Origin of the sequence: Amycolatopsis sp. MJM2582, assembly GCF_000754115.1 — a bacterium.
Taxonomy (GTDB): domain Bacteria; phylum Actinomycetota; class Actinomycetes; order Mycobacteriales; family Pseudonocardiaceae; genus Amycolatopsis; species Amycolatopsis japonica.
The window spans coordinates 165,341-183,232 of sequence record NZ_JPLW01000004.1 but is presented as its reverse complement, the minus strand read 5'-3'; the positions used below and the strand labels follow the sequence as shown (position 1 = coordinate 183,232).

Annotated in this window: 14 protein-coding genes; 8 read left to right on the top strand and 6 right to left on the bottom strand. The window is 67.0% G+C overall.

All coding sequences use genetic code 11. From position 1 onward, the window contains the following. Window positions 1-355 precede the first annotated feature (355 nt). Complete coding sequence (locus ED92_RS26170) at window positions 356-2,206, top strand: tetratricopeptide repeat protein (RefSeq protein ID WP_235213370.1); 1,851 nt, start codon at window positions 356-358, stop codon at window positions 2,204-2,206. A 319-nt stretch (window positions 2,207-2,525) separates the two neighbouring features. On the opposite strand, the gene ED92_RS26165 is transcribed toward ED92_RS26170, so the two are convergent. Then, window positions 2,526-3,743 carry a hypothetical protein gene (locus ED92_RS26165; protein ID WP_152611013.1) on the bottom strand — a complete coding sequence of 406 codons (1,218 nt, stop codon included), beginning with the start codon at window positions 3,741-3,743 and terminating at the stop codon, window positions 2,526-2,528. Between the two features lie 200 nt (window positions 3,744-3,943). On the opposite strand from ED92_RS26165, the gene ED92_RS26160 reads away from it, so the two are divergent. Further along, on the top strand, window positions 3,944-6,985 hold the full coding sequence (locus tag ED92_RS26160; RefSeq protein ID WP_063777628.1) for a tetratricopeptide repeat protein: 3,042 nt from the start codon (window positions 3,944-3,946) through the stop codon (window positions 6,983-6,985). 354 nt (window positions 6,986-7,339) lie between these two features. On the opposite strand, the gene ED92_RS26155 is transcribed toward ED92_RS26160, so the two are convergent. Further along, on the bottom strand, window positions 7,340-7,699 hold the full coding sequence (locus ED92_RS26155) for a helix-turn-helix domain-containing protein (RefSeq protein ID WP_037342935.1): 360 nt from the start codon (window positions 7,697-7,699) through the stop codon (window positions 7,340-7,342). A 209-nt stretch (window positions 7,700-7,908) separates the two neighbouring features. Between ED92_RS26155 and ED92_RS26150 the strand changes: the two genes are divergently transcribed. Together ED92_RS26150 and ED92_RS26145 are read left to right on the top strand one after the other, a co-directional pair. After that, window positions 7,909-9,219, top strand: coding sequence for a lipase family protein (locus ED92_RS26150; RefSeq protein WP_037342933.1), 1,311 nt, complete (start codon window positions 7,909-7,911; stop codon window positions 9,217-9,219). An 87-nt stretch (window positions 9,220-9,306) separates the two neighbouring features. Next, a complete protein-coding gene (locus ED92_RS26145) occupies window positions 9,307-9,951 on the top strand; it encodes a TetR/AcrR family transcriptional regulator (RefSeq protein WP_235213369.1) in 645 nt (214 codons plus the stop codon). Here the strand turns inward: ED92_RS26145 and ED92_RS26140 are convergent. Genes ED92_RS26140 through ED92_RS26130 form a run of 3 tightly spaced genes read right to left on the bottom strand, consistent with a single transcriptional unit; the run spans window position 9,948 to window position 13,182 of the window. Next, window positions 9,948-10,796 (bottom strand): SDR family oxidoreductase, encoded by an 849-nt coding sequence (locus tag ED92_RS26140; RefSeq protein WP_037342929.1) that lies wholly within the window; start codon window positions 10,794-10,796, stop codon window positions 9,948-9,950. The two genes, ED92_RS26145 and ED92_RS26140, sit on opposite strands and share 4 nt — an antisense overlap. Then, window positions 10,793-11,692: an alpha/beta fold hydrolase gene (locus tag ED92_RS26135; protein ID WP_037342928.1), complete on the bottom strand. Its 900-nt coding sequence runs from the start codon at window positions 11,690-11,692 to the stop codon at window positions 10,793-10,795. The genes ED92_RS26140 and ED92_RS26135 overlap by 4 nt, the downstream gene beginning before the upstream one ends. Next, the gene (locus ED92_RS26130; protein ID WP_037342927.1) at window positions 11,689-13,182 is read right to left on the bottom strand and encodes an NAD(P)/FAD-dependent oxidoreductase; all 1,494 of its coding nucleotides are present in this window, start codon (window positions 13,180-13,182) and stop codon (window positions 11,689-11,691) included. Before ED92_RS26130 ends, ED92_RS26135 begins: the two co-directional genes overlap by 4 nt. Window positions 13,183-13,271: 89 nt before the next feature. Here ED92_RS26130 and ED92_RS26125 point away from each other — a divergent pair, with 89 nt between their 5' ends. Next, complete coding sequence (locus ED92_RS26125) at window positions 13,272-14,516, top strand: CdaR family transcriptional regulator (protein WP_037342924.1); 1,245 nt, start codon at window positions 13,272-13,274, stop codon at window positions 14,514-14,516. A gap of 4 nt (window positions 14,517-14,520) precedes the next feature. On the opposite strand, the gene ED92_RS26120 is transcribed toward ED92_RS26125, so the two are convergent. After that, window positions 14,521-14,826 (bottom strand): hypothetical protein, encoded by a 306-nt coding sequence (locus ED92_RS26120; RefSeq protein WP_037342923.1) that lies wholly within the window; start codon window positions 14,824-14,826, stop codon window positions 14,521-14,523. Between the two features lie 114 nt (window positions 14,827-14,940). On the opposite strand from ED92_RS26120, the gene ED92_RS26115 reads away from it, so the two are divergent. The 3 genes from ED92_RS26115 to ED92_RS26105 are packed head-to-tail and all read left to right on the top strand — an operon-like array spanning window position 14,941 to window position 17,809. Further along, window positions 14,941-15,720 carry an isocitrate lyase/phosphoenolpyruvate mutase family protein gene (locus ED92_RS26115; protein WP_037342921.1) on the top strand — a complete coding sequence of 260 codons (780 nt, stop codon included), beginning with the start codon at window positions 14,941-14,943 and terminating at the stop codon, window positions 15,718-15,720. Between the two features lie 34 nt (window positions 15,721-15,754). Then, window positions 15,755-16,369, top strand: a complete 615-nt coding sequence (locus ED92_RS26110; protein WP_037342920.1) for a DUF2238 domain-containing protein — start codon at window positions 15,755-15,757, stop codon at window positions 16,367-16,369. Window positions 16,370-16,411: 42 nt separating this feature from the next. After that, complete coding sequence (locus ED92_RS26105) at window positions 16,412-17,809, top strand: amino acid permease (RefSeq protein WP_037342918.1); 1,398 nt, start codon at window positions 16,412-16,414, stop codon at window positions 17,807-17,809. Window positions 17,810-17,892 lie beyond the last annotated feature (83 nt).

Sequence of the window (17,892 nt, the reverse complement as noted above, 5' to 3'; positions counted from 1 at the left end):
GGTGCCACAGGTCGAAACGCCCGTGCGAACGCACGTGCAAATTCGTCTGTTCGTGTATTAGTTGACACACAATTGCTCGCTTACAACCGCACAATTGGAGACACTGGCCAGCCGGACACCAAACGGGGGGACACCGCATGGATGACCTGGGACTGCGCTCGCATCAGCCGAAAACAGCCGGGAAGAGCGGTGGGGTCAGATCATGACCGCTCCGGCCGGCCTCGGAGTCCCCGCGGACCGGCCTTGGCAGATACCGGCCGCCCCCGCGGTATTCGAAGCCCGGGAACGATTCACCGCGGAACTCGACCGGCTTCGGAGCGAAGGCACGGGGCGACGGCTGATGGTGGTGAGCGGGGTGGGCGGCGTCGGCAAGACGTCACTGGCCTTGGATTGGCTCTACTGCAAAGCGGACGAGTTCCCCCAAGGAGTCCTGTACAGCGACCTCGGCGGTGCGCGCGAGCAGCCACCGGAAGCCCCTGGGGACGTCCTTCACGGATTCCTCACCGCGTTGGGAACACCGCCTGCGGAGATCCCGGCGAGCCTGGACCAGCGAGCTGCGGCGTTTCGCACGGCGACAGCCTCGCGACGGATGGCGATGTTGCTCGACGACGCGGCGTCCGTCGCGCAGGTCCGCCCTCTCCTTCCTGCCGGGCAAACGACGGTCATCGTCGTCACCAGCCGGTGGCGGCTCACCGACCTGGGTATCGACGGAGCTCAGTTCGTCGATCTCCCGCCTCTCACCGAATCCCAGGCATGGGCACTGTTCGAGCGGTACGCCGGGAGTGAACGCATTCGTTCCGACCCATCCGCCGCCACGCGGATCGTATCCTCATGCGGCGGGCTCCCACTGGCCCTCTCTGTGGTGGCGGCCCGGCTGAGAAGCCGGCCGCGGCGATCTCTCGCCCGAGAAGCCGCGGCCTACGGTCGGTGGACGTCGACGGGCGACAGGCCTGCCGACAAAGCGCTTTCGTTGAACGCGATCTTCGAAGTCGTCTACGAAGGTCTGCCACAGAGCGCGGCACGGGTGTACCTGGCGTGCGGAGTGCATCCTGGGCCGTTCCTGTCCACCGAGCCCTTGGCCGCCGCGCTCGGTCGTCCGGTCGATTCCGTCGAAGACGACGTCGACGAGTTGATCGAGGCGAATCTCCTCGCCGAGGCCGGTGAAGACCGGTTCGTCCAGCACATGGTGCTGCACAGCGACGCACGAGCGCGTGCCGCCTCCGCGCTGCCCGGCGAGGAGCGGGATCGGCTGGCCAGGTCGTTCGCCGGGTGGTACCTCGACCGCGTTCTGGCCGCCGACGAGGCGATCCATCCCCATCGGGCTCGGTACGCCACCCGTACACAACGGTCGAAGGACTTCGTCGAACGCGCCGACGGCCTCGCTTGGTGGCGGGAGCATCTGCCCGTGATCCGCGCTGTGTTCAGTGAGGCGGCCGATCACGGCTGGGACGACATCGTGTGGCAGTTCTGCGAGGCGTCGTGGGGCTATTTCCTGCACCACCGGGACTACCGGCCCTGGATCGCGATGAACGAAAGGGGTGTGCTGGCGGCTACTCGGACGAATCTGCCTTTGATCCAAGCGCGACTCAGGTCCCAGCTCGGCTTCGCGTACGCCAAGCTCGGCCGGTACGACAAGGCCGCCGAGCAGAACCTCATCGCGCTTCGTCTGGGACGGCAAGAAAACCATGGCCCGACGCAAGCGACAGCGCTCTCCCAACTGGGCAGATCGGCGCGCGGGCAAGGGGATCTCGAGGGGGCCCTCGACTATTACCGCCAAGCCGCCGATCTGCAGGAGCAGCTGGGAATCCCGCGCGGGGTGGCTTTGTGCCGGCGTCGGCAAGGCGAGGTGCTCGCCAGGCTCGGCCGGCACAGCGAAGCCATGATCGAACTGACCGCCGCCGCGACCGTAATGGCCGATATCGGCGATGTCGCCCAGCACTCGCGCTCCGTCATGGCACTTGCCGGCATACACGCCGCCGAAGGCCGGGCCGAAGACGCCATCGACCGGCTGACCGAATCACTACGGACGGTCCGTTCCCTCGATTCCCCTTACTACACCGCCGAGCTCCTGACCGCTCTCGGCCGCATCGAACTGCAGTGCGGCCGAGAGCAGGAAGGCGCCAGCCATCTCGCCGAAGCTGAGGCCCTCTACGCCGATCTGGGAGATACCCACAGCGACTCGCCTGGAGAGGACGCTCAGCCGTGAGGCCCAGTCCTCGTGTTCGCGCCGGGACCGCTTCACCGCCATCGCCACCGTGCTCGTCCGGGTTGCGATGACGTAGCCACGCGGATGGAGCACGACCGCGACAGTCGCACCTGGGTGACGGCTCAACGCGGTCTCGGCGGAAATGTGTGCCCCGCCCGCAGTTCGATCGTCGTCGACGAGAAGCACGTCACCTGCCGCCTCCCAGGCGCCTCGCCCGGCCGCCACCGCGACGACATCGCCTTCGCGGCCATTGGCTCGCAAACGAATACGGGACACACCCGGCGCAAGACCGTGTACGGCGCATACGATGCCCATTCCGTCACACCTCGATCGGCAGCGGCGCGGGCAACATCGGGACAGACGGGAAGCACTGCGGCTCCGGCAACCTCAGGAGGCGGTACATGGCCGACCGGAGGAGCCCTGCCGACCGCCCCGGGACTGAGCTGATCGCCGCACTGGCGACCGCGGACAAGCGCTCTTGACGGCGGATCGCATCGGCCTCCTGACCCCACAACGAGCCCGGTCCCAAGAGCGGAGCGTTCGCCCTGACCAGATCTGCGATGCTTCCCGGGCGCAGCCGGTCGTCCGGATCGGCCGCCAGGGTGACCGGGCGGCCGATCGCGGCGGCGTAGGCGGTGGTCGAACCGTGATCACCGATCACCCAGTCGGACGCGATCATGGTCGCCTGCCAGCCGTGATCCGGCGGGATGAGTCGAAGGCCCGCCTCGACACAGTCGGACAGCCAGGCAGTCACCTGCCTCCGTCCGTGGACGGTCCACACGTTGGGATGCAACACCGCCGCGACCGAGTACCGCGGGGAGGGAAGGGCGTCGAGAATCGCCTTGCAGAGACTCGGGACCCGGCCGAAGATCGAGTCGGTCGACCACGTCGAACTGATCGTCACCAGTCGCCGCCGCGGCCCCACTCCCAGCGCGTTCCGATAGTGCTCACGAAACCGGTCGCCGTCGATCATCCGATCCAGGCAGATGTCCCCCGCCACGACCGCGACGGGCAGCGCTTCGGGACAGAGGGAACCGAGAGACGTGCGCTCATCCTCGGTGGCCAGCGCGAGGACCGAAGGAAGGATCCGGCCGCGATAGCTCAGAAGCTCACGATCGAGACCGGTGGCGGGCAGCGTCGGGGTCCCCGCCTTACGACTGTACAGATGTGACTTCATCGTTCCCGCGCCGTGGCCGACCAGCAGGATCGGGCCACGGAGTTGCTCGAGATGGCGATGGCTGGCAGCGAGTACGAGATCGAACGTGTGCTGGACCGCCTGCTCCCACGGCATGAGCAGACCGTGCTGCGCACGAACGAATTCCTCCACCCCCGGCCACTGATCCGTGGTGTGCGGAACGGTGAACACCAACTGGACCCTGTGGTCCGACTCGAGCAGGGGCACGATGTCCAACAGGCGCGTGCCGGCCGTCATCGTCGGCACGACCACGAGCGCCGTCCGGCACCCCGCCCGGGTCACCCTCGCCTCCGCGCCCACCCCGATCGGCCCCCGGATCCACATCTCCCTGCTCATGACCATCCCCTCCCGTCGTCGAATGTGACAACGAGAGTGGCTCGCGCGCCTGACACGACCCTTTCTTCCCACGGTTGACACTCCTGACAAAGGATCACTCCTCCTCTGTTCCGCGCAGCCCACGCTGGTTCGAAACGTAAAAGAATGTGAAACTGGAGTGCGAGGCGAGGGGCGGCAGCGACACTGCCGATGGGAAGGGGGCTGCCATGGAAGTTGCCTTCGGAGTTCTCGGGCAGACTACGGTGCGAATGCACGGGAATTTGGTCGTGAATTGGGGGCGGCGGCGCGAAGAGGGCATCCTCGCGGCTCTGCTGACACGTCCCGGAAGACGTCTTTCCATCGAAAACGTAGTCGAATGGGTTTGGGACGAAGAAGAACAACGTCCGCGCGACCCGCGGGCTACGATGTACCAGTATGTGACCCGGCTTCGCCAGCTTTTCCGGAAGATGCGCGCACCTGCGACACTGGTCACCGCGAACGGCCGGTACACCCTCGACATAGATCCTTCGCTGATCGACTACGTCGCCTTTCGCGAGGCGATGAAAGCCGCCAGAGCGTTCGGCGACGGTGACGAACATCTGCGCGCGTGCGAGACCGCCACAGCGGCGGTGGGTCTGTGGCGAGAGCATCCACTGGCCGATCTCACGACCAGGCCGGCGGAAGAGTGGCGCACGTCGTTCATCCATTCGGATTGGATACCCGCGAACACTTTTCTGCTCGACGAACTGATCGCCACCGGACAATCGCTGACCGCCCTGCAGCGCTTGGACGAACTCGATCGCGACCATCCGGACGAAGTGGGCTTCGCCAAGCTCCGCCTGAAGGCGTTGAACTCCGCCGGACGCCGTGGCGAAATCACGGAGTTCTACCTGAGAAAGTACCGGGGGTTTCGCACCGACGGCGACGGCGAGGCCGCCGACGAACTCCGCGAATTCCATCAAGAACTCACAGAGCAGGTTCCGAAATCCATTCAGGTCACGCCGGCCATCGCAGACAGAAGAACTGAGCAAGTCGACGAAAGTGTCATCCCGCTCCGACGGCTGCCCCGTGATATCGATCGTCTCGTCGGACGCGAGGATGCCTTGGCGAAACTCGACTCCCTTACCTTCGACGTGTCCGGCGCTCCACTGGCGACACTGGTCTGCGTGACCGGACCGCCCGGTGTCGGCAAGACGACGACCATCGGCTACTGGGCCCACCGCGCGGCCGCGAGGTTCACCAACGGTGTGATCATGATCGATTTGCACGGATTCAGCCGGACTCCACGTCTGGAGGCCAACGACGTCGTGGATGCTCTGCTTTCCGCGCTCGATTTTCGTGTCGATCGCATCGTCAGCCCTGCGGGACGCATGGCGAAACTGGCCACACTTCTCAGCGTGCGCCCTCTGCTCGTTGTCCTGGACAACGTGGAAAACTTCGGCCACGTCCGACCACTTCTGGACGTACTGACGCCGTGTACGGTGATCCTCACGTCGCGACGGCGTCTGACTCCGCTGACGGCCTTGCACAACGTCCCTTCGATCGCGCTCGAACCGTTGTCGCCCGCCGAGTCGTGCGAGTTGCTCGCGCATCGGATGCGAAATCGCGGGCAAGATGAACCCGAAGCCCTCGAAACGCTCGCACGGTTGTGCGACTGCATCCCGCTCGTCTTGAGCATCGTGGCCGACCGCGCGGCCAGCCGGGGCGGATTGCGCCTGCGCACCCTCGCCGAACAACTGAAGGACGCGGAAACCCTTCTGACGATCGGCGACGACGGTGACGGCGACGGGTTCCACCTGCAGTCAGCTTATTCGTGGTCCTACAACCTGCTCGAGGAGACCGAACAGCGCATGTTCCGTCTGCTCGGTCTCCACCCCGGTACGGAGATGAGCCCTGCGGCACTCGCCTCGGCAGGCGCGATCAGCGTGCCGGCCGCCCGAAGGTCACTCGATGCGCTGTTTGCCGCGCATCTCATCCAGCACCCCGGCGACCTCGATCGCTACCGCATGCACGACATTCTTCATCGGTATGCCGCGACCCTCGCGGGCCGTGAAAACGACGGAGACGAACCACGAAAACGACTACTGTCGTTCTACCTGCACACGGCCTTCAACGCGCACGCGACTGTGCATCCGCACAAACCGCGGCCACCGATGATCCCGCCAGAACCCGGCACTCTGCCCTTGGATTTCGATTCTCCCGCCGCGGCACGCCAATGGTGTCTTCAGGAGAGGACGAATCTCAACGCGCTCGTCGAGGACGCCCACCGCCTGGGACTGCACGACTACGCCTGGCGTATTCCGCATGCCACCAGCGATATCTACGACCGGTACGGGTTCTACGACGACATCGTGAACGGCCTTACGATCGCAGCCCGGTCCGCTTCCGCAGCCAACGACCCGGTCGCCGAGGCAAGTACGCTTAACGATCTTGGCCAAGTCCACATGTTGATCGGAAACGACGAGACGGCGGATCACTACCTCCGGGCCGCGTACGATCTCGTCCACGAGCAGAGCGATGACTTCGGCAGACTCGCGGTCCTCCTCAACATGGCCCGGCGCCATCACCACGCCGGCCGCGCCCAAGAAGCGATCAGCCGGTATCGCGAATGCCTTGCACTGGCGCACGTCGTACGCGACCCAGGCCACCTGGGCACCGCCGAGTACCGGCTGGGGGACGCACTCGAAGTCGCGGGCGAGCACGATGCCGCAGTCGAACATTACCGGCGCGCACTGGAAATCCGTCGCGAATCCGGTGACGCGTCCGGGCAGATGGCCGTCCACACCGCCTTGGCGGGAGTACTGACACAACTCAGCCGGTACGACGAAGCCGCTCTGCACGGCAACAAGGCCTTGCTGCTGGCAGACGAGACACATCTGCTACCAGCGACAATGAAATTGTACAGTGTATTAGCGTCCCTATCGCACGCGCAACTCAAGGACCGCGAAGCGCTTCGGTACGCGGACCATGCCGTTGACCTCGCCGAACGTACCAACAACGCCACAGGGCAGGCTCGAGCACTCGCAACCCTTGGCCGCATTCTCGCCGATCGGGGGAATTCCCCTGACGCACGTGACGTTCTCGAACGCGCAGCCGGCCTCTACCGCGATCGGGGACGCCATACCAAGGCAGCCGAGCTGGAGTCGCGGCTCGCGGAGCTCGGCCAAGGAGGCACGATCGGGATCCCAGCCGCCAGGGGGCGGAGCGACGAAGACACGGTCGCGATGCTTCCACCATCCCGACAGGCCAGCCGAAAACTACACGGATAGGTGAACTCGCCCGGTCGCGTTCCGGTGGCGTGCGCCCGCCTTTCGGCTGATTGTCGCAGCTAGCGCGTGCGAGAATGCAACTTTCCGTAGAGCGCACGCTGTCAAGAGTCGGACGTAGGTACTTGCGCGAAAGCAGCCGATGGCTCTAGCTTGCAGGCATATCCGAGATGATCGATCCCCGGTCGCCTCGGATCGCAAGCCTCCCCAACCCCCGTAAGGACTGCAGTTGAACAAGTTCATGCGTTCGATGCCTGCGATGATGATGCTCTTCGTGACCATCACTACGCTGATGGTCAGCGACTGGTGGCGCACATATTGATCGACCCGCTCCTATCGTGATCACGGGCAGCAGCATCAAGAACGACCAGCGCCGGAAGGCCCACCCCCTTTGGGCCTGAGCTGGACCCCGCTCTGTAGCAACATCCTTCGGGCGACACCGAAACTCAGCCCGAATCGCTTTGCCACATCGTGAATGGTCGCCCCGTCGAGGTATGCCTGGACGAGGCCGGGTGGGGCCGACGGCGTAGTCGGCCCCACTTGCCTCAGCTCCACGCCTGCCGAGATCAGCGAGGCACGCGTCTTGTAGTAGGTCATCCCGAAACGGGCGGCGAGTTCGGCGATCGTGACGCCGTCTTCATACGCTCGCACCAGATCGGCTTCAGCCTCGTGTCCCCGGTCCTCGCCGCGGGCGCCGGAATCGCCCGCGCCCGTCATCTCAAGGCCACCACCCCGCTCTTGGTTCGGCTACCTCTCACTACAGTCGCCTTTGCGCCATCTCAAGAGCAACCCCCACTTGGTGCATTCTTGGGCCGCGACATCAAGTTCGCGACAATAGATCATGTACTCCCCTGTACATCATACGTTACCGGCTGGTAGGTTCCGGGAATCCAAATGTGACCCACTTCATGATTCAAAGGGGAGTCATGACCCGAAAGCCCGCTCGTCTGCTGGCCGTCGCGATCGCCCTCATCGTCGGTTTCGCCGCCGCGCCCGCCGCCTCCGCCGCCCCCGCCACCGACCCGTTCTACAGCTACGACGGCAGCGAACCGTTGTCTTCGTACAGCCCCGGGACCGTTTTGAAGACCCGGACGCTCAATTACCACGTCCTCGGCATTTCCACGCCGCTCAAGGTGACCCAGTTGCTCTACCGGTCCACCGACGCGCAGGGGAAGCCGTCCGCCAACGTCACCTCGGTGCTGCGCAGCCTCACCGGCGACAGCACCAAAGCCGTTTCGTACCAATCGTTCTACGATTCGCTGAATCCCGAGCACGGTCCGTCGAGGGCGATCGCCGGCGATGTCTCGCTCGGCGGCCTGATCGCCAACGCGGAGTCGCTGTTCATCGCGCCCGCGCTGCTGCTGGGCTACAACGTCGTCATCCCCGACACCGAAGGCCAGAAGGCGAACTTCGCCGCCGGGCCGGAATACGGGAAGAACACGCTCGATTCCATCCGTGCCGCGACGAGGTCGCCGGGGACGGGAATGAACGACAAGACCCGGTTCGGGCTCATCGGCTATTCGGGCGGCGCCATCGCGACCGGCTGGGCGGCCGCGCTCGCGCCGGATTACGCGCCCGAGGTCAACAAGAACCTCGTCGGTTTCACCGAAGGCGGGGTGCTCGTCAAACCGTCGCACAATCTCAAATACGTCAACGGCAGTGTCGCGTGGACCGGGGTCATCCCGATGGCGCTCATCGGCGTCTCGCGGTCTTTCGACATCGACCTCAAGCCGTACGCGAATTCGTACGGGCTCCAGGTGCTCAAGGACATGGAGAAGGCGTCGATCGTCGACGCGCTCGGCCGTTATCCCGGGCTGACGTGGGAGAAATTCGTCAAACCCGAGTACACGAACCCGAACAAGGTGCTGCCGTACGTCGAGGCCGTGAACAAGATCAACCTCGGTTCCGCGCCGACGCCGACCGTGCCCGGTTACATCGCGCAGGGCAACAACGGTGTCGTGGAGGGCACTTTCGGCAACCCGCCGGGGATCGGGACCGGTGACGGCGTGATGGTCGCCGGTGACGTGCGCTCGCTCGCCCGGCAGTACTGCGACACCGGCAACAAGTCGATCAAGTACGACCAGTACGACCTGCTGAGCCACGTCGGGGCGGCCGCCGCTTGGGCGCCGCAGGCCATCGGCTGGCTCAACGACCGGTTCGCGGGCAAGACCGCGCCGTCCAGCTGCGGGAAGATCGCGCCCGGCAACTCCCTCGCCCCGGAGGTGCCGGTCAGCTGACCGCTCGGTCCGTGAAGGCCTCCTTCCCTACTCTGAGAGTTGGGAAGGAGGCCTTCACGGATTTCGGGGACCGGTACGGTGCCGCACGTGACCGAGCACCGCAAGCTGCCGAAGGGGCCGCACAACCTCAGCCGCGACGAGGTCGCCGGAACCCAGCGGGCCCGGCTGATCGACGCGGTTCTGGAGAACACCGGCAAACGCGGCTACGTCGCCACCACCGTCGGCCACATCACCGCCACGGCGGGCGTGTCACGGACCTCGTTCTACGAGCAGTTCACCGGTAAACAGGACGCGTTCCTCGCCGCCTATCGCGAGATCACCACCGAGTTCATCACGCAGGGCGTCGCCGCGGGCGCCGAAGCCGCCACTCCGCTGGACGCCGTCGCCGTCTGCTGCGATTTCCTCGTCGACTACGTGCATCGGCGTCCTAACGCCGTCCGCGCCGCGCTGCTGGAGATCTACGCGCTCGGCGACGCGGGGCTAGAAGCACGCGAGAAGACCTTGCGCGCCGGGGAAGCCGTCTTCGACCGGACGGCGGAATGGTTGCGCGCCACCGATCCCGCGCTGCCGTCACCGCCGCCGTTCACCGCGCGGACGGTCGTCGCCGCCACCATCGAGCTGATCACGCAGGCCATCTGGATCGGCACTCCGGACGCCTACGACCAGGCACGCGAAGCCGTCCGTTACACCTGGCTGCTCGGCCTGTTCGGGCATCGAAGCGTCGAGGGCTAGCGGGCGAGGCGCCGCCGTTCGAAGTCGACGATCAGTTTCGGATACCGCCGCGGGAGCAACCGGACGAGCCGGTCGACCAGTTTCGCGTCGTTTCCGACGAGTACCCGCGGTTTCCCCGCCTCGACCCCGTCGACGATGATGCGGGCGGCCTGATCCGCCGGCATCTTCAGCAGCTTCTCGTTGTACACGCGGACGCGTTCCCGCTGTTCGGCGGTGGGCTCGATACCGCGCGCCTCGGCTTCCTTCAGCGCGGCCGAGGCGATGCCGGTCTTGACGCCGCCCGGGTGGACGACCGTGACCCGGACCGGATGCCTGCCCGCGATCATCTCCGTGCGCAACGCCTCGGTGAACCCACGGACGCCGAACTTGCTGGCGCAGTAGGCGCTGAGCGTCGGCTGGGCCATGAAACCGTTGAGGCTGGAGATGTTCACGACCTGGCCGTCACCGGATTCGATCAGATGCGGCAGGAAGGCCTTGGTGCCGTTGATGACGCCGAAGAGGTTGACCGCGAGCGTGCGGTCGTACAGTTCCCATTCGGCGTCGAGCACGGTCTGCCCGCCGCCCGCGATCCCCGCGTTGTTGTAAATCTGGTGCACCACGCCGAATTGCCCGGCGACGGCGGTCGCGTACTCCTGTACGGCCGCCCGGTCGCTGACGTCCAGTGTCGCGCCCTGTACTTCCGCGCCGAGGGCCTTGACCTCGGCGACGGTCTCGGCCAGCCCGCCTTCGTCCACATCGGACACCGCGAGCCGCGCTCCGCGCCGGGCGAGTTCGAGCGCCAGCTGACGGCCGATGCCGGAACCGGCGCCGGTGACGACGGCGACCTTCCCGCGAACGCTGCTCATCGGGTTTCTCCTGCCGGATCGAGGGCCACTTCGGCGGTGAGCTCGACGAGCCGCTCCACCAGATCCGGGGCGATGTGGTGCCCCATTCCGGGGATTTCGACGTAGCGAGCACCGCTGATGGCCTTGGCGGTCGCGCGACCACCGCTGTGGTGGACCATCCGGTCGGTGTCGCCGTGGACCACGACCGTCGGGCAGGTGATGCGGCCGAGTTCGGCGGTGCGGTCGCCGCTGGCCTGGATCGCGCCGATCTGGCGGGCGATACCGCTGCGGGCGCGCCGTCCGCCGGCGCGTTCCCACAGTCCCTCGGCCCAGGCCGTTTCGACGTCCTTGTCCAGCGGGAACGAGGCCGAACCGAGGTGACCCATCAGCGACAGGTGTCCCACCACGGATTCTTCGACCGTCCGGGCGGGCCGCCTCGCCATGCGCACCAACGTCGACTTCGCGGGCTGCCCGACGCGGCGATGTCCGGTGGTGGAGAAGATCGACGTCAGCGACAGGACGCGGCCGGGGTTCCTGGCGGCGACGGTCTGGGCGATCATGCCGCCCATCGACATGCCGACCAGATGCGTCTTCTCGATGCCCAGGTGGTCCAGCAGGCCGACGGTGTCCGCCGCCATGTCGCCCAGGTCGTACGCGCCCGGCAGTGGTTTGGCCAGCAGTTGCCGGAGTTTGCCCGGGTTCGGCGCTTTGATGCGGTCCGAACAACCCGCGTCCCGATTGTCGAACCGGATGACACGGAAGCCGCGGCGGGTGAAACCGTCGGTCATTTCCCGCGGCCACGACGTGAGGTCCAGGCCGAGGCCGGCGATCAGCACCAGCGGCACCCCGTCGGCCGGGCCGTCCTCGCGGTAGCAGAGCCGCGGGCCGCCGGGGAGGTCGGCGAAGCTGTCGGTCACGAGCCCACCGCCTCACGGACCTTGGCGCGGGAGAAGTGCAGCTCGGGATCGGTGATGTCGTCCGCACGCAGCAGTTTGATGTCCGAGTGGTAGCTCATCGAGGTCAGCCACGGCATGCGGTCGCCCTGACGCGGGAGCTGGTCGAGAGCGCGCTGCACGTATCCGGCGGCGAAGTCCAGGAACGGCTTCGTCGGCATGTCCGGATCGGCGAGGACGGGGCGGCAGACGTCGTAGCCGTGGGTGTCCATATGCGTCAGCAGGCGGCAGAAGTGCTCGCACAGCAGGCCGATTTTGAGCGTCCACGACGAGTTCGTGTACCCGATCGCGAAAGCGACGTTCGGCACGTCGGAGAGCATCATCCCCTTGTACGCGACCGTTTCCGACAGGACCACCGGCTTGCCGTCGACGCTGAACTTCGCCCCGCCGAACACCTGCAGGTTCAGGCCGGTGGCGGTGACGATGATGTCCGCCTCCAGTTCGCGCCCGGATTCGAGCAAGATCCCCTTCTCGGTGAACGTCTTGATCTTGTCGGTGACGACGTCGGCCTGACCCTTGCGGATCGCGGCGAACAGGTCGCCGCCGGGCACCGCGCACAGCCGCTGGTCCCACGGGTCGTACGGCGGGTTGAAGTGCTCGTCGACCGGATAGTCCTTGGGAAGCTGCTTCTTGTTGACGTACCGGATGAGCCCGCGGGCGGTCTTCGGGAACTTCTGGCAGAACTGCCAGACCGCGAGTCCCTTGCGGATGTTCTTGCGGCGTGTCAACGCGTACGCCCGCTCGTCGCCGAGGATCTTGCGCAGACCGTTCGCGATCTTGTCCTCGCGCGGCACCGGCATCACGTACGTCGGGGTGCGCTGCAGCATCGTCACGTGCGCCGCGGTGCCCGCCATCGCCGGGATCAGGGTGACCGCGGTGGCGCCACTGCCGATCACGACGACGCGTTTGCCCGCGTAGTCGAGGTCTTCCGGCCAGTGCTGCGGGTGCACGATCGTGCCGGCGAAGCGGTCGCGGCCTTCGAAGCGCGGGGTGAAGCCCTCGTCGTAGCGGTAGTAGCCGCCCGCGTTGAACAGCCAGCCCGCGCTGAGCCGGGTGCGCTCGCCGGTGTCGGTCCGCTCGATCTCCAGCAGCCAGCGCGCCTCGTCACTCGACCAAGCGGCCGAGAGCAGCTTGTGGTGGTAGCGGATGCTGGGCTCGATGCCGTTCTCGGCGATCGTCTCGCGCAGGTACGACAGGATCCGGGGCGCGTCGGCGATCGACTGCTTGTCCCGCCAAGGTTTGAACTCGTAGCCGAAGGTGTGGAGGTCGGAGTCGGAGCGGATACCCGGGTAGCGGAACAGGTCCCAGGTGCCGCCGGACGTGCCGCGGGCCTCCAGGATGGCGAACGTCTTGCCCGGGTTCTCGGTCTTCAGGTAGCGCGCGGCCCCGATCCCGGAAATCCCGGCACCGATGATGACCACGTCGAGGTGCTCGACGGGTGTGCTCGTCGTCATGCGGTACTCCAGCCTCGTCTCGGTTCCCTCCACGATGCGGGGCGGACGTGGAGTTGCGCTAGCACTATCTGCACCATCATGCTGCACTCATGGTGCAAAGTGCCGCATCGCCGTGGCCGACCCTGTCGCCCGAGGCCCGTGATCTCTTCCGGCGAGGCGCGGAAATCGTGCTGCATCCGCGCGCCGAATGGATCGAGGAGCTGCACGAAGCCTCCCTCGGCGGCGACAGCATGCGCGCGGTCGCCGAGGACCCCGTGCTCACCGAGGGGACCAAACGCGCGAATCTGGCGAATCTGCTGCACTGGGCGGCCGCCAACGTGCAGCATCCCGGCAAACGCGTCTCCGCCAACCTGAACCAGGAAGTGCTCGACGGCGCCCGCGACATGGTGCGCCGCGGCTTCGACTCCGGCGGCCTCGACGCCTACCGGCGGGCGCAGGGAGTGGCCTGGCGCCGGTGGATCGAGATCTGTTTCGACCTCACGTCGGATCCGGTCCTGCTCCGCGAACTGCTCGACGTCTCGTCGCTGTCCATCACCACGTTCATCGAGGACACCGTCGCCGCGGTGTCGGAACGCATGGCCGCCGAACGCACGGAACTGACCCGCGGCGCCCACGCCGAACGGCGGGCGACGGTCACGTTGCTGCTGGAAGGCGCGCCCATCAGCCGCTCGCGCGCCGAAGCCCAGCTCGGCTACCCGCTCGCCGGCCCGCATACGGCCGCGATCGTCTGGAGTGGCTCGGTCACCCCGTCGTCGCAACAGCTCGAAACCGCCGCGGAAACGCTCATGCGGGCGAGCGGCGCCTCACACCGGCTGACCGTCGTCGCGAGCGCCGCCGCGTTGTGGGTCTGGCTGCCCGGCCGGACGCCACCGCGCACGGACCGGCTCACCGAAGACCTCGCGCCGCATCCCGACGTCCGGGTCGCACTGGGGCGGCCTGGCAGCGGGATCGACGGCTTCCGCCGCAGCCACCTGGACGCCGCCGCCACCCAGCGGATGCTCGCCCGGCTCACCTCACCGCAGCAGATCGCGCGGTACCAGGACATCCAGCTGCTCGTGCTGCTCACCGGTGATCCGGCGCAGGCGGGCGAGTTCATCGCGGACACCCTCGGCGAACTCCGGCACGCCGACGCCGAGACCCGGGAGACCGTGCGGACCTACGTGCACGAACTGGGCAACACGACGCGGACTGCGGAACGGCTCTACACGCACCGCAACACCGTCGTCCGGCGGCTGGCGCGGGCCGACGAACTGCTCCCCCGGCCGTTGGCGGAGAACGCGGTGGACGTGGCCGTGGCGCTGGAAACGTTGCGGTGGCTGGGAAGCGGGGCTTGAGCCGTCACGACAACGGCAGGTCGAGGTTCCGGATCATGGCACGTTGTTCCGCCGTCAGCTCCCCCTCGACCGTGATGGTGAACGGCGGTGTTTCCTTGCGGGAGCGAAGAAAGTTGCCCCAGGCGATCCCCAGGTTCGCCAGCCCGGTCAAGGAGCCGATGGACATGCAGATGACCTCGAAGACATCGGGGTTCCGTGCCCCGGCGAGACTGAGCGTCGCGGACCGCGTCACGTCGGCGTCTTCGCGGAGCCAGCTGTAGAACTCGGTCAGCGCTTGTTCGTCGCCGGCGGCGTTGATCGTCAGCTCCATGGGGCCTCCCTCGAACGTGCTATGCCTCCCAGTCGTGGCCTCGGCCCAGGGCGTAACAGGTTTGGCGCACTCATCTCCTCGTCGTGATCCGGGTGCAACCTCTAGATTGGAGGCATGGTTTCCACCGCCGAGAAGGCCACGCGGCTGCAGGAGTTGCACGCCGCCCCCGAGCTGCTGCTCGTCGTCAACGTCTGGGACGCGATCACCGCGAAGGTCGTCGCCGAAACCCCTGGCACCCAGGCGCTCGCCACGCCGAGCCACGGTATCGCCGCCGCCCGCGGCTATCCCGACGGCGAGGTGATCCCCCGCGACGAGATGATCTCCGAGGTCGCCCTGATCGTCCGGGTGGCGGGCGATCTGCCGGTCACCGCCGACCTGGAAGCCGGCTACGGCGACCCGGGCGGCACGGTCGCCCGCGCGATCGAGGTCGGCGCGGTCGGCTGCAACCTCGAAGACCAGATGAAACCGCTGGCCGAGTCCGTCAAAGCCGTCGAGGCCGCGGTCGCCGCCGCCCAGTCCGCCGGTGTCGACTTCGTGCTCAACGCCCGCACCGACGCCTTCCTCCGTGCGGGCGACTGTGACCCCGAAGAGGTGCTGGCCGACGCGATCGCCCGTGGCCGCGCGTACCTGGACGCGGGCGCGTCGAACGTCTTCGTGCCCGGCAAGCTCGACGAGAGCCAGGTCGGCAGGCTGGTCGAGGCGCTGGGCGAGCGCAAGGTGAACCTGATCGGCGTCCCGGGTTCGATCCCGCTGGCCACCGCGCAGAAGCTCGGTGTCTCCCGCGTGTCCTACGGGCCGTTCAGCCAGAACGTCGCGCTCACCGCGCTGGCGAAGCTCACCGAGGACGTCTACGCCGGCGGCGGTCTGCCCGCCGACATGCGCAAGCTGAACTGAGCGAGCGGGAGTCCGTCGAAGTAGGGTCCCTTCCATGGTGCGCGGTGTCGGCCGGACGGAAGGGACCCTGCTGGCAGGCGCGGTGCTCGCGGCACTCGTGGTGACCGGCGTCCAGGCGAAATCCCCCGGCACGTGGCTGCTGGAAGTCGTCTGGGTGCTGATCGGGTTGCCGCTGGTGGTGGCACTGCGCAAGCGCTTTCCCTTGACCCGTTTGCTGTGCTGGCTACTGGTGTTGCACGCGTTCGTGCTGTGTTACGGCGGGCAGTACACCTACGCCGAGACGCCGGCCGGGGAGTGGTTCCAGGCCTGGATGGGCACTCAGCGGAACAACTACGACCGGTTCGCCCACTTCGTCCAGGGTTTCGTCCCCGCGATCGCCGTGCGCGAGGTGCTGCTGCGACGGACGCCACTGCGCCCCGGCGGCTGGGTCGCGTTCCTGACCGTCTGTGTCTGCCTGTCGATCGCCGCCTGCTTCGAATTCGTGGAGTGGTCCAGCGCACTCCTCGCCGGTTCGGGCGCGGACGACTTCCTGGGCACCCAAGGGGATGTCTGGGACACCCAGTGGGACATGTTCCTCTGCCTGTGCGGCGCGGTGGTGTCCTTGCTGGTCTGGCGCCGGACGCACGACCGGCAGCTCGACGGGCGATAGCCGGGCCCGGAGGCTTCAGACGCGGCAGATACGGTCGTCGTCATGAATTTGCGAGCCGCGGCGGTGCGGCGTAAACCGGTCGCCGACCTGATCACCGAAAGTGATCACGGCACGCTGAAGCGCTCCCTCGGCCTCGGGCAGCTGACCATGCTCAGCATCGGCGCGACGCTGGGCAGCGGGATCTTCGTCGTACTCGGTGAGGCGGTTCCCGTCGCCGGTCCCGCGGTCGTGCTGTCGTTCGTGCTGGCCGGTGTCACCGCGCTGTTCTCGGCGCTCTCCTACGCCGAACTGGCCGGGATGATCCCGGTGTCCGGTTCGTCCTACTCCTACGCGTACGCCACGCTCGGCGAACTGGTCGCTTGGGTCTGCGGCTGGTGTCTGGTGCTCGAGTACGGCGTCTCGGTGGCGTCGGTCGCCGTCGGCTGGGGGCAGTACCTCAACGAACTGCTGCGGCTGACGTTCGGGTTCGCCATCCCCGACGCGTTGAGCCAGCCGCCGGGGTCGGGCGGGATCGTCAACGTCCCGGCCATCGTCGTCGTGCTGCTCGCCATGTTCCTGTTGCTTTCGGGCGCGAAGGAGAGCGCGCGGGCCAACGCGATCATGGTCGTGATCAAGGTCGGCACGCTGGTGCTGTTCTGCGCGATCGCGTTCTCGGCGGTGCGGGCGGCGAATTTCACCCCGTTCCTGCCGCTCGGCCTGGCCGGGCTGAGCGCGGGTGCCGCGAAACTCTTCTTCTCCTACATCGGTTTCGACGCCGCGTCCACGGCGGGCGAGGAGGCGAAGAACCCGCAGCGCGACCTGCCTCGGGCGATCCTGCTCTCGCTCGCCATCGTCACCGTGCTGTACTGCCTGGTCGCCGTGGCCGCGGTCGGCGCGTTGCCGTGGCAGGAGTTCGACGGCCAGGAGGCCGCGCTCTCGCATGTGCTCGGCGTCGTGGCGGACAACCCGTTGTGGGCCGGGCTGCTCGCCGTCGGCGCGATCGTGGCGATCTCCAGTGTGGTGCTGACCGTCCTCTACGGACAGACGCGCATCCTGTTCTCGATGTCCCGCGACGGCCTGGTGCCCGCCGCGCTGTCCAAAGTGGACCCAAAAAGCGGCACGCCCCGGATCAACACCCTCGTGGTCTCCGGTTTCGTCGCGGCGCTGGCCGCGTTCATCCCGCTCGGAAAGCTGGCCGACGCCACCAGTATCGGCACGCTCTTCGCCTTCGGGCTGGTGAACGTCGCCGTCCTGCTGCTGCGACGGCGGCAGCCGGAGGCACCGCGCTCGTTCCGGGTGCCGTTCTCCCCCGTCACACCGGTCCTCGGGGTGCTGTGCTGCGGCTACATGATGCTCAGCCTCGACGGCGCCACCTGGATCGTCTTCGCCGGGTGGATGGCGCTCGGCCTGCTGATCTACTTCGGTTACAGCATGCGCCGATCCCGGCTGGCCGCGGAATAGCCCGTTCGCCGCCATAATTCCTAGCCTGTCCAGCCGCAGTACGGGCCGGATCATTGAAGTGACGGTGATCGATAGGGGACACT

Coding starts and splice junctions, on each gene's coding strand:
- ED92_RS26155 (WP_037342935.1), bottom strand. CDS start 7,699: ATGACGGGCGCGGGCGATTCCGGCGCCCGCGGCGAGGACCGGGGACAC.
- ED92_RS26115 (WP_037342921.1), top strand. CDS start 14,941: ATGGTTTCCACCGCCGAGAAGGCCACGCGGCTGCAGGAGTTGCACGCC.
- ED92_RS26140 (WP_037342929.1), bottom strand. CDS start 10,796: ATGAGCAGCGTTCGCGGGAAGGTCGCCGTCGTCACCGGCGCCGGTTCC.
- ED92_RS26150 (WP_037342933.1), top strand. CDS start 7,909: ATGACCCGAAAGCCCGCTCGTCTGCTGGCCGTCGCGATCGCCCTCATC.
- ED92_RS26125 (WP_037342924.1), top strand. CDS start 13,272: ATGGTGCAAAGTGCCGCATCGCCGTGGCCGACCCTGTCGCCCGAGGCC.
- ED92_RS26130 (WP_037342927.1), bottom strand. CDS start 13,182: ATGACGACGAGCACACCCGTCGAGCACCTCGACGTGGTCATCATCGGT.
- ED92_RS26160 (WP_063777628.1), top strand. CDS start 3,944: ATGGAAGTTGCCTTCGGAGTTCTCGGGCAGACTACGGTGCGAATGCAC.
- ED92_RS26120 (WP_037342923.1), bottom strand. CDS start 14,826: ATGGAGCTGACGATCAACGCCGCCGGCGACGAACAAGCGCTGACCGAG.
- ED92_RS26105 (WP_037342918.1), top strand. CDS start 16,412: ATGAATTTGCGAGCCGCGGCGGTGCGGCGTAAACCGGTCGCCGACCTG.
- ED92_RS26110 (WP_037342920.1), top strand. CDS start 15,755: ATGGTGCGCGGTGTCGGCCGGACGGAAGGGACCCTGCTGGCAGGCGCG.
- ED92_RS26165 (WP_152611013.1), bottom strand. CDS start 3,743: ATGGTCATGAGCAGGGAGATGTGGATCCGGGGGCCGATCGGGGTGGGC.